Genomic DNA, 17,140 nt, shown 5'->3' on the forward strand with positions numbered 1-17,140 from the left:
ATATCTTTCTAACTTGTCACATTTCCTCAACGTGATCAACGAACAGCATGTGATGATGATCAGCAGAATTTCATGAACTTCTCCTCTGTTATCAATGATTCTTTTCAACCCTATTACCCCCATAGACTTCAATTCTCTTGTTATTCTTATGTTATCATTTTAAACACATACTGGAAATTCACCCTACAAGGAAGAAGTGAAACATATGCATAAATTGTACTCAGCAAAATTATTATTTGAATCTCGCTCCTCAGCAAAGGTGAGACCGGATAAAATCTTTGAGGAACGAATCATTTTAGTGAGAGCAAAAAACAATCGAAAAGTGAAACAAATCGTCAAAGACCATTTTCCAGATGAGACATTTGAAAATGGAGATCATGGACAAACAACTACAAAACTAGTAGCCGTACTCGATATCTTTGAGCTAGTCGAAGACTTAGACGAAGGTCCCCTGCATTTAAGCGAAGTGTACAGCCGATATCTTCTTTTTGATCAAGAAACATCTGCTAAAGAAGCGATTGACGCTTATTCGTTAGACAAATAAAAGAAGTCTAAGCTACCAGTGTGTGAACTCAAATTGCTATACAGTTAGATAAGAGGGATAAGTGCACTAATAATGGTTGGGTAGATATATATTAGGAGGACTGTTGTGAAGAGGATAATCAAGTATGCAGTGATGATTTTATTTATGAGTGTATTTTTCTATTATTACAATATGTTTGTACCTAAAAACGTTCTGTACATTTTCATTGCATTTCCATTTTGTTTTGTTGCTATAAGTTTGATTGATAAGCTATTTACGGATAAATAAATCTAATAATAAGCAAGCCTCATGCTTGCTTATTATCTCATACTGTCTAATTAGAGGGGATAATATCCGCTCTGCCGGCTTCTTAATATCGCTGGAATAACTCTGGGTTTTTCGGGACGTTTTCTAAATAAACGATCTTTCCTTGATCATCCAGCTCCGCAATATCAATGCCTTCTGCTGTATATACACGACCGTCTGTTAACTTTCCGCAAACAGCCCAGTTTGTTTCATACTTCCCATCTTCACGTTTCACCCAGCCATCCCACATATGCTTAATGTCTTCATGTACGTGGAAAAATGTGTTCAAAAACTGTGTGAACGATTGGATGCCAGGCTTTTCAGCACCATTTAAGACAATCATGACATCATCTGAAAACAATGCCAACAATTCATTCATTTGCTCTTGCCCTTTTCCCGCTTCATCATATCGACGAAAATACGTATCGAGCACTTCCATCATTCATTCTCCTTTATTTACCTGTCATTTCGAAAACAATCGAACAATTAGATTGTACACAATTGTATCTCTACTGTCTATTTTTCACGTAGATAAGAAAAGATATGGATGAGTTAATCCATGTCTTTTACAGATGAAAGAGCTGCTTTCTCTGACTCGACGAGAGATGTTAGTTCTTCCGCAGCTTTTTTCGGATCAGCGCTTTGGCTAATGGCGCTGATGATGCTAATGCCATCGGCTCCCGCTTGGATGACTGGTGCCGCATTTTCATACGTGATCCCGCCGATGCCCACAATAGGAATGTGAAGACCGTGTTGACGTACTTCGTTGATTAAAGAAACACCTTGGACACTGCGTGTATCCTTTTTTGTTTCTGTAGGATAGACTGGACCCATCCCAACGTAGTCTGCCCCGTCCTTCATCGCTTGCCTCACTTCATCTAGATTGTGCGTGGACACGCCTAATATTTTATTCCCGATTCTTTGCCGTACGTCTAGTGCATTTGTATCTTCCTGCCCAACATGGACACCATCTGCATCAAGATCGATTGCAAGCTGTACATCATCATTTACGATAAAGGGGATATTCGCTTCTTGGCAAAGTGCTTGAATCTGCTGAGCGATTTTTTTCTTTTCTTCACCTTGAAGAGCACCTTCACCCTTTTCACGAAACTGAAACATCGTGATCCCGCCTTGAATGGCCTCTTTCACCACATCAAGCGGATGCCGGCTTGTATTCGCTGTTCCCATAATAAAATAAACCGATAATTGCTGTTTGATTAGCTGCTGATCAACCTTCGTCATGCAAAACTCCCCCTATTTTCCCTAACGTGATTACATCTTGACCATTTGTATTGGACAGCGCGTTTAGCAATTCGATTTGAAAGGTCCCTGGCCCTTTCTCATCTGTCTGCTGAGCTGCCTTTTCTGCAGCGACACCATAAAACAGCAGAGCTGATGCCGACGCATGAATGGGACGTTCCCCTGTTGCACAAAATGCCCCTATGACAGAGGTGAGTAAACAGCCAGTCCCTGTCACCTTGGTTAACCATTCGTGTCCATTATGAATAGATAGAACCTCTTCTCCATCTGACACGACATCCACTTTCCCCGTAATCGCCACAACGGTTTGAAGGGCTTTTGCCGCCTGCTTTGCTAAAGACGATACATCTCCATTTGCCCCTTTTGCATCAACGCCTTTTGACTGCCAGCCATTCACTCCAATTAAATGAGCCATTTCAGCAGCATTCCCTCTAACAACAGCGATGTCCACTTGCTGTAACAGCTGTTTCGCCGCACTCGTCCGAAACGTTGTCGCACCAACTCCAACAGGATCTAATAGAACCGGTACACCTTTTTCATTGGCCGCTTGTCCAGCAATGACCATTGCCTCCACTGTATCCTTTGTTAGTGTGCCGATATTCAGCACAAGTGCATCCGCTAATTGCGCCATTTCTGCCACTTCTTCTTTGGCGTTTGCCATGACTGGAGAAGCACCTAAAGCAAGCAGTCCATTCGCTGTAAAGTTCGTCACAACTTGGTTGGTGATATTATGGACAAGCGGATTTTCCGCTCGAATCTTTTCCAAAAGATGAGACACGCAGCTTAATTTCATCTGTATCGTCCTCCCTTTTACTCTGCATCCCACACATAGGATTTTGTATGCTTTAACCATTCTCTTGCAGCAAAGGACAAGTAGCGGTCCTTTCGCCAAATGACACCCAAATGCCACGGAATAGACGGATTTAAGGAAATGATCCTCACTTTATCAGGATCTAGATCACGGCAAATCCGTTCAGGCAGAAGCCCGATTCCAAGGTTCTCAGCAACCATTTCACTGATGAAATCCCATTGTGACGTTTCATAAATAACGTTCGGCCTGAATCCCGCATTCATACATTCATTTAAGATTCGGCTGTGCAGAACGAAATCTTCTCGAAAGAAAATAAAAGACTCTTCCTTTAAATCAGCCAAATGAACCTCATCACGTCCTGCCATCGGATGTGATGGATGGGTGACAAGCTTCATATCCTCTTTAATGATGGTGTATGTATGAAAAATTTTATCATTTGCAGGCAGAACAATGACACCAATATCTAATGATCCATCCTCTACCCCTTCCTCTACTTTAATGGAGCCATGCTCCACCAATTGAAAGGTGACATCTGGATACTGCTGGCGGAATTCCCCCATCACATTTGGGAAAAAGCTTGATCCAATCATGGGCGGCAGTCCTATTCGGATATGTCCTTTTTTCACATTCATTAAATCATTTAATTCACTCGTTAAATTCTGAAAGGACTGTGTGATTTCACTCGCCTGTGTATACATGGTTTGTCCAGCATCTGTCATTTCAACCTGTCTGCCATTACGGTAAAACAACTGCACACCTAGCTCATCCTCAAGGTTTTTGACCATCTTGGAAATGGTCGGCTGCGACACATAGAGCGATTGCGATGCTTTCGTAAAACTCTTTAACCGTGCCACTTCTAAGAAATATGTTAAATGTCTGATGTCCACATGGTTCACCCTTTCTATAGACAAAAGGAATACTAACTATTCGATATATGTATTTTACCTATAATAGAACGTGCTGTACACTTTAAAGTAAGCTCACCGATTAGAACGTTGTGTTGTTTTTGTGAAACAGTGAACAATTTATATAGAAAAAGGAGTGAACAGAAAGTGCAATTGCTCAAAACGTCGCTGATTGCTACCCTTCAGATTATGGCTTTATTTGCTTTTGCGAAATTGATGAATGTGCTGGCGGCCTTTTTGCATTTGAGAATTCCGGGCACGATCTTAGGCATTCTTGTCATTTTCTTATTACTTCATTTTAACATCATTAAATTAAAATGGATTGAACTTGGCGCCGTATGGCTGCTCGGAGAACTGCTGCTCTTCTTTATCCCTTCAGCAGTAGGTGTGATTGATTACGGAACATTACTTTCTCAATCTGGCACAAGTATTGTCCTTGTGGTTTTACTTAGTACCTTTGTGGTCATGCTCTCGACTGGCATGATGACGCAGATGATTGCGAAAAGAAAGGAGCGAAAAAAGCTATGTTAGTTGGCGGACTATTTTTGATCCTAACCATTCTGATCTATCTCGGATCAAAAGCGGTTTATAAACGTCATCCGAAAGTCTATGTCTCCCCTTTACTTGTGACACCGGTTGTTCTTGTGGTCTTGCTGTTAATCGTGAACATTCCTTACGATGCTTACAATCAAGGCGGAAAATGGCTGACAAATATGCTTCAACCTGCGACTGTGGCATTTGCCATTCCTTTATATAAGTATTTTCACATTCTGAAGAAGCATGCAGTAGAAATTATTTTGAATGTGGCTTGCGGTTCTATCGTTGCAATTTTATCAACAGCGTTTATCGCCAAATTGTTTCATTTGGACACGAGTCTGATCGAGAGCCTCGTCCCAAGATCCGTCACAACACCTGTTGCGATGAGTGTGTCTGAAATGATTGGCGGGATGCCGTCCGTTACGGCTGTATTCGTCATTTTAACAGCATTATTTGGCTCAATCATTGGGCCATTGGTTATCCGTTATTTCCGTATTGATAATGACATTGCAATGGGCGTTCTGCTTGGTACAGGAGCACATGGTGCAGGCACATCGAAGGCCTTTGAACTGAGCTCCGTCTCAGGCACGATCTCAAGTGTGTCCATGATCATTTCGGCCATTATTACATTATGTGCAGCGCCTATCCTGATGTCGTTTGCCCTATAGAAAAAGCCATTTCCCCTTATCGGAAAATGGCTTTTTCTTATGCTTGGATGAAGACAACCTTTAAATAGTTCCCCTCAGGATAATTTTTCGTTGTACGGAAGTCCTCAGGAAGTGTATATTCCTCAAGAATACGATACGTTTTCCCAGATTCTTTAAAGGCCTGTGCAATAAATCCTTTAAACTTTTTCATCCCAAATGCACTGCTATTGGTTGACGCCACAATGACGCCGTTCTCAGCTGTGATCTGGATGGCTTCTTTTAATAGTTTCTTATAATCCTTCGCTGCACTGAATGTGTGTTTCTTCGTTCGTGCAAAGGATGGTGGGTCCAAGATCACAACATCATAGCTCCAGCCTTTTTTCGCCGCAAACGGGAAATATTTAAAGACATCCATGACTTTGATATCCTGCCCGTCTACATCAATGCCATTCACTTCAAACTGCTCAGATGTTTTTTTCAAACTGCGGTTTGCAACATCTACACTTGTCGTACGGCTTGCCCCGCCAAGCGCTGCTGCTACAGAGAAAGCGCCGGTATAAGAGAACGTATTAAGGACGGTCTTTCCTTTTGCATAGCGATCTCGAATTGCTTTTCGCACATGACGCTGATCAAGGAAAATACCTGTCATCGCACCATCATTTAGATAAACCGCCACGTTCATCCCATTTTCTTTGACGATAAGAGGAAATTCACCTTTCTCCCCTTTTACAAAATCGTCATCTTCGATATATTGTCCAGACGTATCAAACCGCTTCTTTTCATAAATGCCTTTATAGTCAGGATACACCTGCTCAATCGCAGCCAATACATCTTCTTTTAATGTATAAACACCTTCGCTATACCATTGGATGAGATAGAATCCATCATAATAATCAATCGTGATTCCACCAATTCCATCCCCTTCCCCATTGAACACACGGAAAGCCGTCGTCTGTGCATCACGAAATAGATGCGTTCTGCTTTTGGATGCCTGTTCAAGTTTAGAAACAAAAAAGGCCTGATCTATTTTTTCGTTAGCGTCAAAGGAAAGTACCCAACCGATGCCTTTATTTTGCACACCATAATATCCTTTCCCTAAAAAAGAGCCTCTTTCATCTACCCATTCAATAAGTTCGCCTTCCTGTACACCGTTCACACGCGACACAGCATCTTTTGAAATAAGCGGATATCCCTTTTTCACTTGTTCTGCAAATGTTTGTTTTAATGAGATTTTTTTCATTTGTGTCATCCTTATCCTAAATTGACTCTCTCTATCCTACCATATGAATGTATACGATACTTCTATTATGATAAGATGAGGAGAAAAATATCAACTCGACATAGAGGAGGCTCTTTTTTGACAACATTACGCTTAGATCATACAGGGATTATGGTGACAAATATTGATCAGTCCATTGATTTTTATGAAAAAGTGGTGGGCATGAAATTAAAGGATCGCATCACTCATACAAACGGAGTCATTGAACTTGCCTTTCTTGGCTTTAAAGACGAAGCGGAAACGGAAATTGAACTCATTCAAGGGTATAGCAGTGACCTTCCATCTGAAGGAAAGGTCCACCATCTCGCCTTCACAACAGATAATATCCACGCGGAATTCAACCGTATTCAAAAGCTGCAAATTGAGCTAATAGATGAAGAAATCACAACATTGCCCAATGGCTATTGCTACTTCTTTTTCCGAGGGCCAGACCAAGAGTGGATTGAGTTCTTCCAGCGATAATATTTCCTAGGAAATGCATGCGAATCGGTATATTCATTCTCGTCACAAAAGAAAAAGAGTAAGAGCATACCTGCTCTTACTCTTTTTTTATAGCACCTTACTAAGAAACAATTTGGTACGCTCATGCTGCGGGTTTCCAAAGAGTGCTTCTGGTTTGTTTTCTTCGACGATATATCCACCATCCATAAAGATCACGCGGTCTCCCACTTCTCTTGCAAAGCCCATTTCATGTGTGACGACAATCATCGTCATTCCTTCGACTGCTAATTGTTTCATAACAGCTAAAACATCCCCAACGACCTCAGGGTCAAGAGCAGATGTCGGCTCATCGAATAAGAGCACTTTCGGGTCCATCGCCAAGGCTCTTGCAATGGCAACACGCTGTTTTTGTCCACCAGATAATTGGTTAGGGTAACTTTTGGCCTTGTCTTTCAAGCCGACCTTTTCAAGCAAGTCTAATGCTTTATCGACTGCCGCTTTCTTCTCCATCCCTTTTACTTTCACCGGTGCGATCGTGATATTTTCTAACACAGTTTTATGAGGAAATAAATTAAAGTGCTGAAACACCATACCAACTTCTTGTCGTACTTTATTGATATTCACTTTTGGGTCTGTAATCGTATGTCCGTGGACAACAACTTCCCCAGCCGTAATATCCTCTAATTTATTGAGACATCTTAGAAATGTGCTTTTCCCTGACCCTGAAGGACCAATGACACATACAACCTCTTTTTCCTCGATGACTGCATTAATATCCTTTAAAACTTCGTTGTCACCAAAGGATTTCTTTAGGTTTTTCACCGTAATCATACTCATTTCACATCAAATCTCCTTTCTGCGTAGCTAGCCAGTAGAGAAAGTAAATAAATGATCACGAAATAAATGACACCGACAATGAGCCAGACATTCAAAGGATCAAATGTAGCCGATGCTTGAACTTGTCCCCGCTGCATAATATCAGCAATACCGATAATCGATAAGAGAGAGGTGTCCTTCAAACTGATGATGGCTTGGTTCGTAATGGCTGGAAGCATACGGCGGAATGCCTGTGGAAGGACGATAAAACGCATGTTTTGTCCACCTGTGAATCCTAAAGAGCGTGCGGCTTCTGTTTGTCCTTTATCAATGGACTGAATCCCTGCACGAATAATTTCTGAGAAATAAGCTCCTGCGTTAATCGCTACTGTAATAATCCCTGCCGGTACTCGGTCAAGTGAAATGAATTCAAGTGTATTAAGCCCAAAATAAATGAAGAATAGCTGTACGATAAATGGCGTACCTCGAATGGCATTGACAAAAACGAGTGAAATAAAGTTCAAGATTTTAAATGGTGACAGGCGGAATAGCGCCACAATCAACCCGATGATAAAACCTAAAATGATAGCAACAACAAAGATATATAAAGTGGTTTGCAAACCATCCATTAAATACGGAAATGCATTAACAATCGTATCCATGTTTCTCCCTCCCTAATTCACATACGGTTGACACATAAAGAAAGCGCGCTCTGAGCGCGCCTCGCTTGTGTTATGACTTCAAATATTTCTCAATAATTTTGTCATATTCACCGTTTTTCTTTAGGTTTTCCAGCCCTTTATTGATTTTCTTCAATAAGTCCTGGTTTTTCCCCTTCATCACTGAGATCCCGTATTGGTCTCCATTCAAGCGATCTCCAACTGTTTTCAATTTCAAGTCTTGCTGTGCGATCGCATACGTAATGACAGGATAATCCTCAATTAAAGCATCTGCATTTCCGTTAGATACTTCTTGGAACATAGATGGACTGTCATTGAATTGAACTACTTCATACCCATATTTGTCTGCGTTATCTGTTGCAAATTTTGCACCTGTTGTCCCATTTTTAACAGCTAGCTTTTTCCCCTTTAAATCATCAATCGATTTGATGCTGCTGTCCTTTTTCACAACAACTGTCAGACCAGCGTCGAAGTATGGATCTGAGAAATCCACTTTCTTTTTACGCTCATCTGTAATACTCATACCACCCATTCCAACATCAAGCTGACCTGCTTGCATCGCTGGAATGATCCCTGAGAAATCCATTGCTTCAAGCTTCACTTTGAAGTCTTGGTCTTTTGCAATGGCGTTAATTAAATCAACGTCTATTCCCTCATATTTACCGCCCTTTTCAAATTCAAATGGCGGATATGTTGTATCTATCCCGATTTTATATGTGCCTTTGCCTTCTCCCGAACCGCTGTCCGATTTTGAACCACAGGCTGCCATGACGAGCACAACAATTAGTCCCATGATCAGTAACATCGATTTCTTCATAAAACACGACCCCCAATTGTCAGTTTTGTCTAAATATTCGCAACAACAATCTTACTATACCACGCTAAAGCTATACTGTGTGATATTTTTTATCAATACCAAAGATCCATACAATTCTAGATCGATAGTCTCTTTAAATTTTACTTTTTTGCGAATAACTCATTTTATTCTGAAAGAAGCATGTTTCACAATATTCATGTGATATAATCTCACAAAAAACCGCGAACACTCCTTTTTCAATACCACTTCTTTCTCACCTATGAAAAAACCCTCTTTCACTGTCTCTCTTCCCCTATTGATATCCTGATATATTTTTTTCAACATCCTCTTTTTACCTAAAAAAATGTAAACGTATACAATTTGATCGCTACTCCCTATTTTTTTCACTACTGGTTGAATTTACATCAAAAAACATGTTTTACAAATTGAGATAGACCGCTTAAAATATAAGAAGATACTTAATATGGAAAGATGATTCAGACAAATAAGAATCCGCAGAAATGAATAGGTGAAGAAAGGAGGATACCAATTGGCAGAAACAGGTGTTTTGTCATCCGTTGATGTAGCAAATATGCTAAATGACTGGTATGTCTTGATGAAAAAAAGAGACATACAAGAAGCCATACAGCTAAAAGAAGAGATTCTTCAAGCATTTGATCGAATGGAAGAGAATCAAGACGTCTTACTCTACTATCAACTTTTAGAATACCGTTTCAAAGATTTAGTCGAAGATACAGCTTCGTTAGATCACAGTCTTTTTGTGGATGAAAATGCGATTCGTACAGATGATATGCTCAGCTACTATTTCTATTTCTTTAAAGGCATGTATGAAATGCGCAGAGGGAATCAAGATTCAGCATTTCACCATTTGAAATTGGCAGAGGATAAATTAGATCTCGTACATGATGACATTGAAAAAGCAGAATTCCATTATAAAACAGGCTGTCTATACTATAATATAAGATCCACACTTCTCTCCATCCACCACTTAAAAAAGGCTTCGTCTATTTACGACGCAGATCCATGTTATGTGAAAAAATCAATCAGCTGTCAAATGATGCTTGCTTTGAATTATGCGGATCAATCGAAATATGAAGAGGCAGAAACTTTGTTTGGACAGGTGATTCACTCACTAGAACAGATGGAGGATCCAGATTTACTTGGTCACGCATATTGCAATGCAGCCTTTATTAAAAGTCTAAGAAGTGAATACAGTGAAGCTGTGCCGCTCCTAGAAAAAGCTTTATTGATTGAGTCATTCGAAACTTCTTCCCCAGGCGGCTATTTACTGGCCTTGTATGCCTACACGAAAGCGCTATTTAAGCTGAAAAAGCCTGGTTTGTTCCACTATTATGTACAGCTTTCACTTCAAAAAGCAGAAAATTTAAAACAACGAAACATTTCACTTAAATTATCCATTTTAGAAACATTGATGCTCCAGCCAAACAACATGATTGAGCAGATCATTTCTTATTGTGATCAATTAGAATCTATGAATTTCCTTGTTGATCTTGAGGCTATCTGTCAGGATGTAGCCGCCTACTTAACTGAAAATGGTCTACCTAAAGAAGCGATTTATTTTCAGAACAAGGCGTTGTCATTCAAAACTTGTTAAGAAGATGGAGTGATGTATGATGAAAAAATGGCTGATCTCAAGCGCGATTTTTGCGCTCTTGTTCACAGGTGTTTGGATTGGTACTTCTACACAAAAAGGCAGCCCGTCTGCACAATCGCAAGATGACGGTACGATCATTCAAAAGAGAGATCGAGGCACCAACCCTTAATAAGACTGAAAAGAGTAGCTGTCATTCAAAACAGCTACTCTTTTTATTGGTTAATCAATTTCTCGTTTGATATTTTGCATTTTTTCATCTAAGTAGTGAGCGATATCTGCCGCTTCCTTTAGTTCATCGGTGAGCTGATGAGGAACATCGTTTTGCAGTTTATAATAGATTTTATGTTCGAGACTCGCCCAGAAATCCATCGCAATGGTCCGCACCTGAATTTCAACCTTCACATGCTCCACACGATTCGTTAAGTAAACAGGAATCTCAACAATTAAATGAAGACTTCGATAGCCATTTGGTTTCGGATGCTGAATGTAATCCTTCACTTCAAGGATCTTTAAATCCTCTCTTTGCCTCAGAACATCAATAATGTTATAGATATCTTGAATAAACGAACAGATGATGCGGACACCAGCGATATCATGTATGTACTCCTTGGCACATTGTGTGGTGATGTCACATCCTTTTCTCGCTAGTTTATTCACGATGCTTTCAAAGGATTTGATCCGTGATTTAGTATGCTCTATTGGGTTGTGTCCATGGATTAAATTATATTCCTGACTAATAATCGAAAACTTTGTATCCATTTCATCTAATGCAAATTTATATACTAATAATTCATTTTTCCAGTCTTCCATGACACTTTTCAAATCTTCTACATGAGTTGCTGACATATTCATTTCTTTTTGTCATCTCCTTTTGGCAAACAGCTGTTACACTGCTTTCCGTTTACTAGACGGAGAGAGGACGCAAATGGTTTTAAAAAAATACATCTTAGCTCCGCTGTTTGTAATAAGTCAGCGCGAGTGCCAGTGCAAGCACAGATCCTTTCACGATATCCATTGCATAATACGGGACAGACATCATCACAAGTCCATTTTGCAAAATACCGATGAGCACCGCACCAATAAACGTACCGAATGCGTTTGGTTTACCTGCTCCCATGACTGAAAACCCGATAAAAGCAGCAGCTACCCCATCCATTAAATATGGCGTTCCTGCGTTAATTTCTGCTGTCATCACCCTTGATGCCAGCACGATACCACCGATCGCCGCAAATAAGGCAGACAACAGATATGCTGCGATTTTGTATTTGTTCACATGAATACCAGACAATCGGGCGGCTTCTTTATTTCCACCAATGATATACATCAATCGCCCATGCTTTGTGTAAGTCATAAAAACATGTGCAAAAAGCACAATGGCCGCCATAATCAAAATGATATAGGGGACCTGCCCAATCTTGCTGAAAAAGGCAGGGATGGTGCCAGTTGAAAAAGTGCCATCAGGCAGCACCATATTTTCAGAAATGGTCGCACCTTTCGTATAGGTTTGTGCCAGCCCTTGAATGATAAACATCATGGCTAGTGTCATGAGCATATCTGGAATCTTCATTTTGACAATCATCCAAGCATTCAGCAAACCGACAATAAGAGAAGCCGCCAGCGCAGAAAGGATCGCAATGAGTGGGTTTTGCGAGAACCATACAAACATGGAGATCACAATTGCATTTGATAACGTAGCAACTGAGCCTACAGATAAATCAAAGCCGTTCACTGCTAGTGAGATCGTCAGCCCTACCGCAATGATGGTTACAATCGAGATCGATCGTAAAATATTGATGATATTTCCTGACTGTAAAAATGCCGGATTGGCTGCCGCAAAGACAACAATCAATACGACAATCGTTAAGATGGTGCCATATTGATAAAAGAAATCAAACAGATGAAAGGATGGCCGCTGTTTCTTGATTTGTTGAACTGGGGCTGAAACTTGTCGTTCACTCATGATTGTCCTCCTGTTGAATGATATAAAAGCTCTTCTTCAGTCATTGGTGCCGTCATTTCCCGGGCAATGCTGCCATCATATAAGACGTATACTCGGTCGGCGATTCCTGCAATTTCTGAAAGCTCACTTGAAGCATAAATAACCGCTTTTCCTCTTTCAGCTAGTTCTGCAATGAGAGAGAAAATGTCCTTTTTTGCTCCAACGTCTACACCTTTGGTTGGTTCATCAAAGAGATAGACATCCGCCTCAGCCAACAGCCATTTTCCAATTGCAATCTTTTGCTGATTTCCACCAGATAGATGCTTCACCTTCGCTTCAAGAGAAGGTGTCTTGACGCCAAGCCGCTTGACGATTCCATCTGCTGCCTTCCGTTCCTTAGAACGATGTAAGAAGCTGAACGGCCGTGTAAACGAACGTAGACTTGCAGCTGTTACGTTCCATCCAACAGTTTCTTCTGTTAGAATCCCTTCTTTTCTCCGTTCTTCAGGCACAAGGGCAATACCCGCTCTCACAGCGTGATGAGGCGACTTGATATGAATGGTTTGACCATGCAGCTGCACAGTGCCTGACTTTTTTTCTGAGGCGCCGAATAGGGCTTTGCACAATTCTGTTTTACCAGCACCGACTAGTCCTGCAATCCCGAGAATTTCTCCTTTTTTCACATGAAGATGAATGTTGTTTAATTTATGCTGGTCATGCAACTCTTTCACGTCAAGCACAATCGGTGCATCCTCAAGCGTTGTACGAGATGGGAATTGTTCCTCTAATGGCGCGCCAAGCATTTCTTCAATGACCTGCTTTGGATCGGTTTCTTTAATGAGGTGTGCCGCCACATCGGTTCCATTCTTCATCACAGTCAGTTCATCACAGATGTTGAAAATTTCTGGCATGCGATGCGAGATAAAAATGATGCCTGTGCCGTTCTTTTTCAATTGATGAATCATTGAGAATAGCTTGCTTGTTTCTGCATGACTAAGTGGAGCGGTTGGTTCATCTAAAATTAAAATGCTGCATTTGATCGACACAGCCTTGGCAATGAGCACCATTTGTTTTTCTGCCAGTGTCAAATCACTCACAAGACGCTTCGTCGAGATGTCAATGTCCATCTCTTTTAACAGCTGTGCTGCCTTGCGGTGAATCTCTTTCCAACGGACGAATGGATTTTTCTCAATTTCATGGATCATCATATTTTCGTCAACACTTAAATATGGCACTAGAGCTGTATCCACTTCTTGATGGACGGTCTGCACACCGTATGAGGCCGCATCCTTCGGTGTATGAATGGTCGCCGCCTCGCCATTGATGTGGATGCTTCCTTCAAAATGTGAATGAGCACCAGAGAGAACTTTCATTAACGTTGACTTCCCAGCACCGTTAGCCCCAATCAGGGCATGGACTGTGCCTCTTTTTAATGTGAAATTTGCTTGATCTAACGCTTTGACTCCTGGGAATTCAATCGAAATGTTTTTCATATGAACAAGCGGCGTTGTCATAGGTGTCCTCCTTCTCTCCTGATCGTCAATTGAAAAACGAAACACCCTCTATGAAAAGAGAGTGCACGTTGTTTATTTTGCATAATGCTTCTTCAAGGTCTTCATCCAGTCTTCTTCAAAAGCAGTCGAAGAACCGAATCCTTTTACTTCATCTGCAAGATTGACCATATTGATGGCCTTTCCTGCATCCTGAAGCTGCTTTTGTGAAATGAGAGAGGCCTCAAGGTCATAGGAAGATGGCGTTTTCTCGCCAGCTAGTTTCTTCGCAAGAATCCTTACGTCGATTGCACCAATGAGCTTCGGATCGACAGCGGCAGTGTACTTCCAAGGACTGTCTTTCGCAGTCATTTCTTGGAGATCGGCATTAGATACATCAATACCGTAAATCTTCACTTCGGTTCTCCCCGCTTCTTTTAAAGCTCTTGCAGCACCAATCGCAAATGCATCCCACGTGGCAAAAATCGCATCCAGTTTACCCTTTGGATATTTATTCAGCATAGCCGCAACCGCATTTTGTGTTTGAACTGATGTATCAGAGGCCGCAACGCCAAATCGGTCAAGTTCCTTGATTCCTGTATGCTGTTTAAGCGTTTCTTGGTACACCTTGTTTCGTCTCACCATTGGAGGGAATCCGTCTACCCAAAGATACGCAATATTTGCTTTCCCTTTAAAATCAGCCACTAGCGCGTCTAATGATTTTTTCGCTAATTGTTCATCATCTTGAGACGTCACTGTGACTCCTTTGATATCCTTCAGCTTCGGATTTGAATCAAACGCCACAACTGGAATGCCTTTCGCCGTGATCTTCTTCACATCAGCGACTGTCGCCTCATCATCCCCATGAGAGATGATAAAGCCATCATAGTTTTCTTCTAGTGCTTGAGAAATGGCATCATGAAACTTCGCCGTATCACCATTTGCCGTGTAGACATCTACTGTAAAGCCTAGCGCTTCCCCTTCTGCCTTCGTTCCTGCTAAAAACTGAGCGGTATGATCGTCCCCGCCAATTTTACGGATGACTTTAATTTTTGCTCCCTGTCCTTTTGCAAATCGCTTCGGGACATTGTCAAAAGAGACCTTTTCGTTTGCATTGGCTTTTGAGCCTGCGCTTGATCCCGTACCGCAGCCAGATAATAGCACGGTCAGGACCGTCAATAATACAAGAGATGATGTCCAATATTTACGTTTCATTGCTGTTCCTCCTCAAGTTGTTTTATTTTTCACATCGGAAAACTAGGTAAAAAAGTGGAAATATGCCTGTGAACCCAGTCTTTTGATTCTAAAAAAAGAGATCAAAAAAGCCTCTCTTGATAAAGAGAGGCTTGATCACCGTTGCATGAAACATGTATCGGGAAGTCTTCCTCTCTTATCTGTCAAAGCTGTAACAGCTTTGCAGGAATTAGCACCAATTTCTTAGATAGAAACGGTTGCTGGGCGTCATAGGGCCAGTCCCTCTGCCTCTCTTGATAAGAGATCCGTTATGAAATTTGTTTTAGTTGAAATGTCTTCTTTACTTTAATGTGATGTCTCATCAATGTCAATGACTTTTTTGAAAATTTCTAAAATGATCATTTACACCGTATACCTTGTTTAACTGCCGATGATTTTCTTAGCAGGTGATGATGCCTTAAGACGGAAATCATATTTTTTCTCATTCACAAATTGGGGATTGAGGTGTGCTGAACCTTTATCTTGACCGCTTTTCGAGCGATACGTTTTGTAGCCTTCCAGCCATTTCCCGCGCCATACCCACTGTGAGGCTTTTGCACCTTTGCGGTCATCGTAGACATTCTTTTGGAATGTATTTTTCTTGTTCACTTCGTAGAGATTCACGACTAAGTAATGCGAAGCACTGGCTGTCATGATATTATTCGTGATTCGATTGTTCACCGATTGATATTGCATGAGCAATTGACCGCCTTCTAAGCCGGCTGTGTCATTTTTGTACAAAATGTTATGGGAGATGGTCGTGTTTGTGGTTCCGCCGCGCTTCTTGTCATAGCCGCCAATGGAGATGCCTGTATAACGATTTAAATATACTTGATTGTGCTCAATGCGAATGCGTTCGGCCATCTTCCCTTTATGTTCACTTGTGACCTCAATCCCAAGGTCATTATGATGGCTGATGTTATGATCAATCACGATGTCTTTCCCGCCATCCACATAGATTCCTCCTGCGGAGATGTCCTTGCCGTACGCTGGATTCCCAACACTCGTAATCTCATAAACTTTGTTTCTAGATACGACACCATTTCGCACTTGATCATACTTTTTAGAAGGTGCGACATTCTCAAAACCAATTAAATCAATCCCGATATTGTCCGTATGCCGGACTGTATTATGTGTCACGCGGAATTTTTTAACGTTTCCGTTTAGCACAAGGGCTTCACTAAAACCTAGCTTTAACTTTTCCACAGTGTTTCCTTTGATTTCGATGTCTTCAATGGCTGCAGGTGCTTTCGTTCCATAGACCGCAATGCCATGAGCATTCCCATTTTGATGTGTCGTCTGAATGTCGTACACACGGTTGTTAAGCAGTTTGACGCCTTTGCCGCTTCCTGTGATGAATATACCGATGGGTGTCACATCTTCTTGATTCGTTTTAATATGACCGACTGTCAGCCCTTTCAGGGTGATATAGCTTTTTTGATCAATCTTCACAAGACCACCGTCTGCTTGATTTCCTTTAAGAGATGCTCCGCTAATGACAGGCTTCTCTTTTCCATACGCTTGAAAAACAACTGGTGCTTTCTTTGTTCCAGAATGGCGGACAATCAATTTCTCTTTGTACGTACCGCCTCTCATATAAACTGTTGTTCCAGCTTTCGCGATACTTGCCGCTTTTTTCAGCGTACGGAAAGGCTTTTGCTTTGTCCCTGGATGTTTGTCGTTCCCATTTGCTGCGACGTAATAGGCAGTACCTTGCTTCGCACCAGCCTCCTCCGTCATCGCTTGACAGCCAAAACTAATGGCGGTCATCAATAAAATCAATAAGGCGCCTGATATCATTCGTTTCATCTCGTTGTTTGCTCCCTTCCACTCTCTTCTAC

Annotated in this window: 19 protein-coding genes and 1 riboswitch; of the genes, 6 read left to right on the forward strand and 13 right to left on the reverse strand. The window is 41.3% G+C overall.

Annotated elements, in window-relative coordinates:
- Positions 1-205: 205 nt before the first annotated feature.
- A complete protein-coding gene (locus KVT11_RS09040) occupies positions 206-544 on the forward strand; it encodes a DUF4288 domain-containing protein (protein ID WP_017368294.1) in 339 nt (112 codons plus the stop codon).
- A 349-nt stretch (positions 545-893) separates the two neighbouring features.
- Here KVT11_RS09040 and KVT11_RS09045 read toward each other — a convergent pair whose 3' ends face one another.
- From KVT11_RS09045 to cidR, 4 genes are all read right to left on the reverse strand, one after another.
- Positions 894-1,268, reverse strand: a complete 375-nt coding sequence (locus KVT11_RS09045; RefSeq protein WP_017368295.1) for a nuclear transport factor 2 family protein — start codon at positions 1,266-1,268, stop codon at positions 894-896.
- A 113-nt stretch (positions 1,269-1,381) separates the two neighbouring features.
- Complete coding sequence (gene thiE, locus KVT11_RS09050) at positions 1,382-2,071, reverse strand: thiamine phosphate synthase (protein ID WP_144609977.1); 690 nt, start codon at positions 2,069-2,071, stop codon at positions 1,382-1,384.
- Positions 2,058-2,882, reverse strand: coding sequence for a hydroxyethylthiazole kinase (gene thiM / locus KVT11_RS09055; protein ID WP_046526776.1), 825 nt, complete (start codon positions 2,880-2,882; stop codon positions 2,058-2,060). Before thiM ends, thiE begins: the two co-directional genes overlap by 14 nt.
- Positions 2,883-2,899: 17 nt before the next feature.
- A complete protein-coding gene (gene cidR, locus KVT11_RS09060; protein ID WP_035702495.1) occupies positions 2,900-3,787 on the reverse strand; it encodes a cidABC operon transcriptional activator CidR in 888 nt (295 codons plus the stop codon).
- Positions 3,788-3,952: 165 nt separating this feature from the next.
- On the opposite strand from cidR, the gene KVT11_RS09065 reads away from it, so the two are divergent.
- Together KVT11_RS09065 and KVT11_RS09070 are read left to right on the forward strand one after the other, a co-directional pair.
- On the forward strand, positions 3,953-4,336 hold the full coding sequence (locus tag KVT11_RS09065; RefSeq protein WP_008345527.1) for a CidA/LrgA family holin-like protein: 384 nt from the start codon (positions 3,953-3,955) through the stop codon (positions 4,334-4,336).
- Positions 4,330-5,010, forward strand: coding sequence for a CidB/LrgB family autolysis modulator (locus KVT11_RS09070; RefSeq protein ID WP_007497850.1), 681 nt, complete (start codon positions 4,330-4,332; stop codon positions 5,008-5,010). The genes KVT11_RS09065 and KVT11_RS09070 overlap by 7 nt, the downstream gene beginning before the upstream one ends.
- Positions 5,011-5,047: 37 nt before the next feature.
- Here the strand turns inward: KVT11_RS09070 and KVT11_RS09075 are convergent, their stop codons facing one another.
- Positions 5,048-6,229 (reverse strand): class I SAM-dependent rRNA methyltransferase, encoded by a 1,182-nt coding sequence (locus KVT11_RS09075; protein ID WP_019743483.1) that lies wholly within the window; start codon positions 6,227-6,229, stop codon positions 5,048-5,050.
- 117 nt (positions 6,230-6,346) lie between these two features.
- Between KVT11_RS09075 and KVT11_RS09080 the strand changes: the two genes are divergently transcribed.
- Positions 6,347-6,730 carry a glyoxalase GlxA gene (locus KVT11_RS09080; RefSeq protein ID WP_008345541.1) on the forward strand — a complete coding sequence of 128 codons (384 nt, stop codon included), beginning with the start codon at positions 6,347-6,349 and terminating at the stop codon, positions 6,728-6,730.
- A gap of 87 nt (positions 6,731-6,817) precedes the next feature.
- Here KVT11_RS09080 and KVT11_RS09085 read toward each other — a convergent pair whose 3' ends face one another.
- From KVT11_RS09085 to KVT11_RS09095, 3 genes are all read right to left on the reverse strand, one after another.
- Entirely contained in the window at positions 6,818-7,546 is a 729-nt protein-coding gene (locus KVT11_RS09085) for an amino acid ABC transporter ATP-binding protein (RefSeq protein ID WP_282959198.1), read from the reverse strand.
- Positions 7,543-8,187: an amino acid ABC transporter permease gene (locus KVT11_RS09090; protein WP_007497860.1), complete on the reverse strand. Its 645-nt coding sequence runs from the start codon at positions 8,185-8,187 to the stop codon at positions 7,543-7,545. Before KVT11_RS09090 ends, KVT11_RS09085 begins: the two co-directional genes overlap by 4 nt.
- Before the next feature lie 70 nt (positions 8,188-8,257).
- A complete protein-coding gene (locus KVT11_RS09095; RefSeq protein ID WP_035389894.1) occupies positions 8,258-9,022 on the reverse strand; it encodes a transporter substrate-binding domain-containing protein in 765 nt (254 codons plus the stop codon).
- A gap of 529 nt (positions 9,023-9,551) precedes the next feature.
- Between KVT11_RS09095 and KVT11_RS09100 the strand changes: the two genes are divergently transcribed.
- Positions 9,552-10,637 (forward strand): response regulator aspartate phosphatase, encoded by a 1,086-nt coding sequence (locus tag KVT11_RS09100; protein ID WP_046526778.1) that lies wholly within the window; start codon positions 9,552-9,554, stop codon positions 10,635-10,637.
- 19 nt (positions 10,638-10,656) lie between these two features.
- Positions 10,657-10,806 (forward strand): hypothetical protein, encoded by a 150-nt coding sequence (locus KVT11_RS09105; RefSeq protein ID WP_017368302.1) that lies wholly within the window; start codon positions 10,657-10,659, stop codon positions 10,804-10,806.
- A gap of 50 nt (positions 10,807-10,856) precedes the next feature.
- Here KVT11_RS09105 and ywaC read toward each other — a convergent pair whose 3' ends face one another.
- The 5 genes from ywaC to KVT11_RS09130 form a co-directional block, all read right to left on the reverse strand.
- Positions 10,857-11,489: a GTP pyrophosphokinase YwaC gene (ywaC, locus tag KVT11_RS09110; protein WP_007497867.1), complete on the reverse strand. Its 633-nt coding sequence runs from the start codon at positions 11,487-11,489 to the stop codon at positions 10,857-10,859.
- Positions 11,490-11,583: 94 nt separating this feature from the next.
- Positions 11,584-12,597 carry an ABC transporter permease gene (locus KVT11_RS09115; RefSeq protein WP_046526779.1) on the reverse strand — a complete coding sequence of 338 codons (1,014 nt, stop codon included), beginning with the start codon at positions 12,595-12,597 and terminating at the stop codon, positions 11,584-11,586.
- Positions 12,594-14,090 (reverse strand): sugar ABC transporter ATP-binding protein, encoded by a 1,497-nt coding sequence (locus KVT11_RS09120; RefSeq protein WP_144609975.1) that lies wholly within the window; start codon positions 14,088-14,090, stop codon positions 12,594-12,596. Before KVT11_RS09120 ends, KVT11_RS09115 begins: the two co-directional genes overlap by 4 nt.
- 72 nt (positions 14,091-14,162) lie before the next feature.
- Positions 14,163-15,281, reverse strand: a complete 1,119-nt coding sequence (locus KVT11_RS09125; protein WP_007497873.1) for a sugar ABC transporter substrate-binding protein — start codon at positions 15,279-15,281, stop codon at positions 14,163-14,165.
- 172 nt (positions 15,282-15,453) lie between these two features.
- Positions 15,454-15,563, reverse strand: a riboswitch (SAM riboswitch).
- A 117-nt stretch (positions 15,564-15,680) separates the two neighbouring features.
- Complete coding sequence (locus KVT11_RS09130) at positions 15,681-17,108, reverse strand: DUF1565 domain-containing protein (protein WP_017358694.1); 1,428 nt, start codon at positions 17,106-17,108, stop codon at positions 15,681-15,683.
- Between the last annotated feature and the right edge of the window lie 32 nt (positions 17,109-17,140).

Source organism: Bacillus sp. GbtcB10, from assembly GCF_019091365.1.
In the GTDB taxonomy this organism is placed as follows: Bacteria; Bacillota; Bacilli; order Bacillales; family Bacillaceae; genus Bacillus; species Bacillus altitudinis.

Bases quoted from the DNA above. Each gene is read 5' to 3' on its own strand.
- KVT11_RS09040 (WP_017368294.1), top strand. From the start codon at position 206: ATGCATAAATTGTACTCAGCAAAATTATTATTTGAATCTCGCTCCTCA.
- KVT11_RS09045 (WP_017368295.1), bottom strand. From the start codon at position 1,268: ATGGAAGTGCTCGATACGTATTTTCGTCGATATGATGAAGCGGGAAAA.
- thiE (WP_144609977.1), bottom strand. From the start codon at position 2,071: ATGACGAAGGTTGATCAGCAGCTAATCAAACAGCAATTATCGGTTTAT.
- thiM (WP_046526776.1), bottom strand. From the start codon at position 2,882: ATGAAATTAAGCTGCGTGTCTCATCTTTTGGAAAAGATTCGAGCGGAA.
- KVT11_RS09070 (WP_007497850.1), top strand. From the start codon at position 4,330: ATGTTAGTTGGCGGACTATTTTTGATCCTAACCATTCTGATCTATCTC.
- KVT11_RS09075 (WP_019743483.1), bottom strand. From the start codon at position 6,229: ATGAAAAAAATCTCATTAAAACAAACATTTGCAGAACAAGTGAAAAAG.
- KVT11_RS09085 (WP_282959198.1), bottom strand. From the start codon at position 7,546: ATGAGTATGATTACGGTGAAAAACCTAAAGAAATCCTTTGGTGACAAC.
- KVT11_RS09090 (WP_007497860.1), bottom strand. From the start codon at position 8,187: ATGGATACGATTGTTAATGCATTTCCGTATTTAATGGATGGTTTGCAA.
- KVT11_RS09095 (WP_035389894.1), bottom strand. From the start codon at position 9,022: ATGAAGAAATCGATGTTACTGATCATGGGACTAATTGTTGTGCTCGTC.
- KVT11_RS09105 (WP_017368302.1), top strand. From the start codon at position 10,657: ATGAAAAAATGGCTGATCTCAAGCGCGATTTTTGCGCTCTTGTTCACA.
- ywaC (WP_007497867.1), bottom strand. From the start codon at position 11,489: ATGAATATGTCAGCAACTCATGTAGAAGATTTGAAAAGTGTCATGGAA.
- KVT11_RS09115 (WP_046526779.1), bottom strand. From the start codon at position 12,597: ATGAGTGAACGACAAGTTTCAGCCCCAGTTCAACAAATCAAGAAACAG.
- KVT11_RS09120 (WP_144609975.1), bottom strand. From the start codon at position 14,090: ATGACAACGCCGCTTGTTCATATGAAAAACATTTCGATTGAATTCCCA.
- KVT11_RS09125 (WP_007497873.1), bottom strand. From the start codon at position 15,281: ATGAAACGTAAATATTGGACATCATCTCTTGTATTATTGACGGTCCTG.
- KVT11_RS09130 (WP_017358694.1), bottom strand. From the start codon at position 17,108: ATGAAACGAATGATATCAGGCGCCTTATTGATTTTATTGATGACCGCC.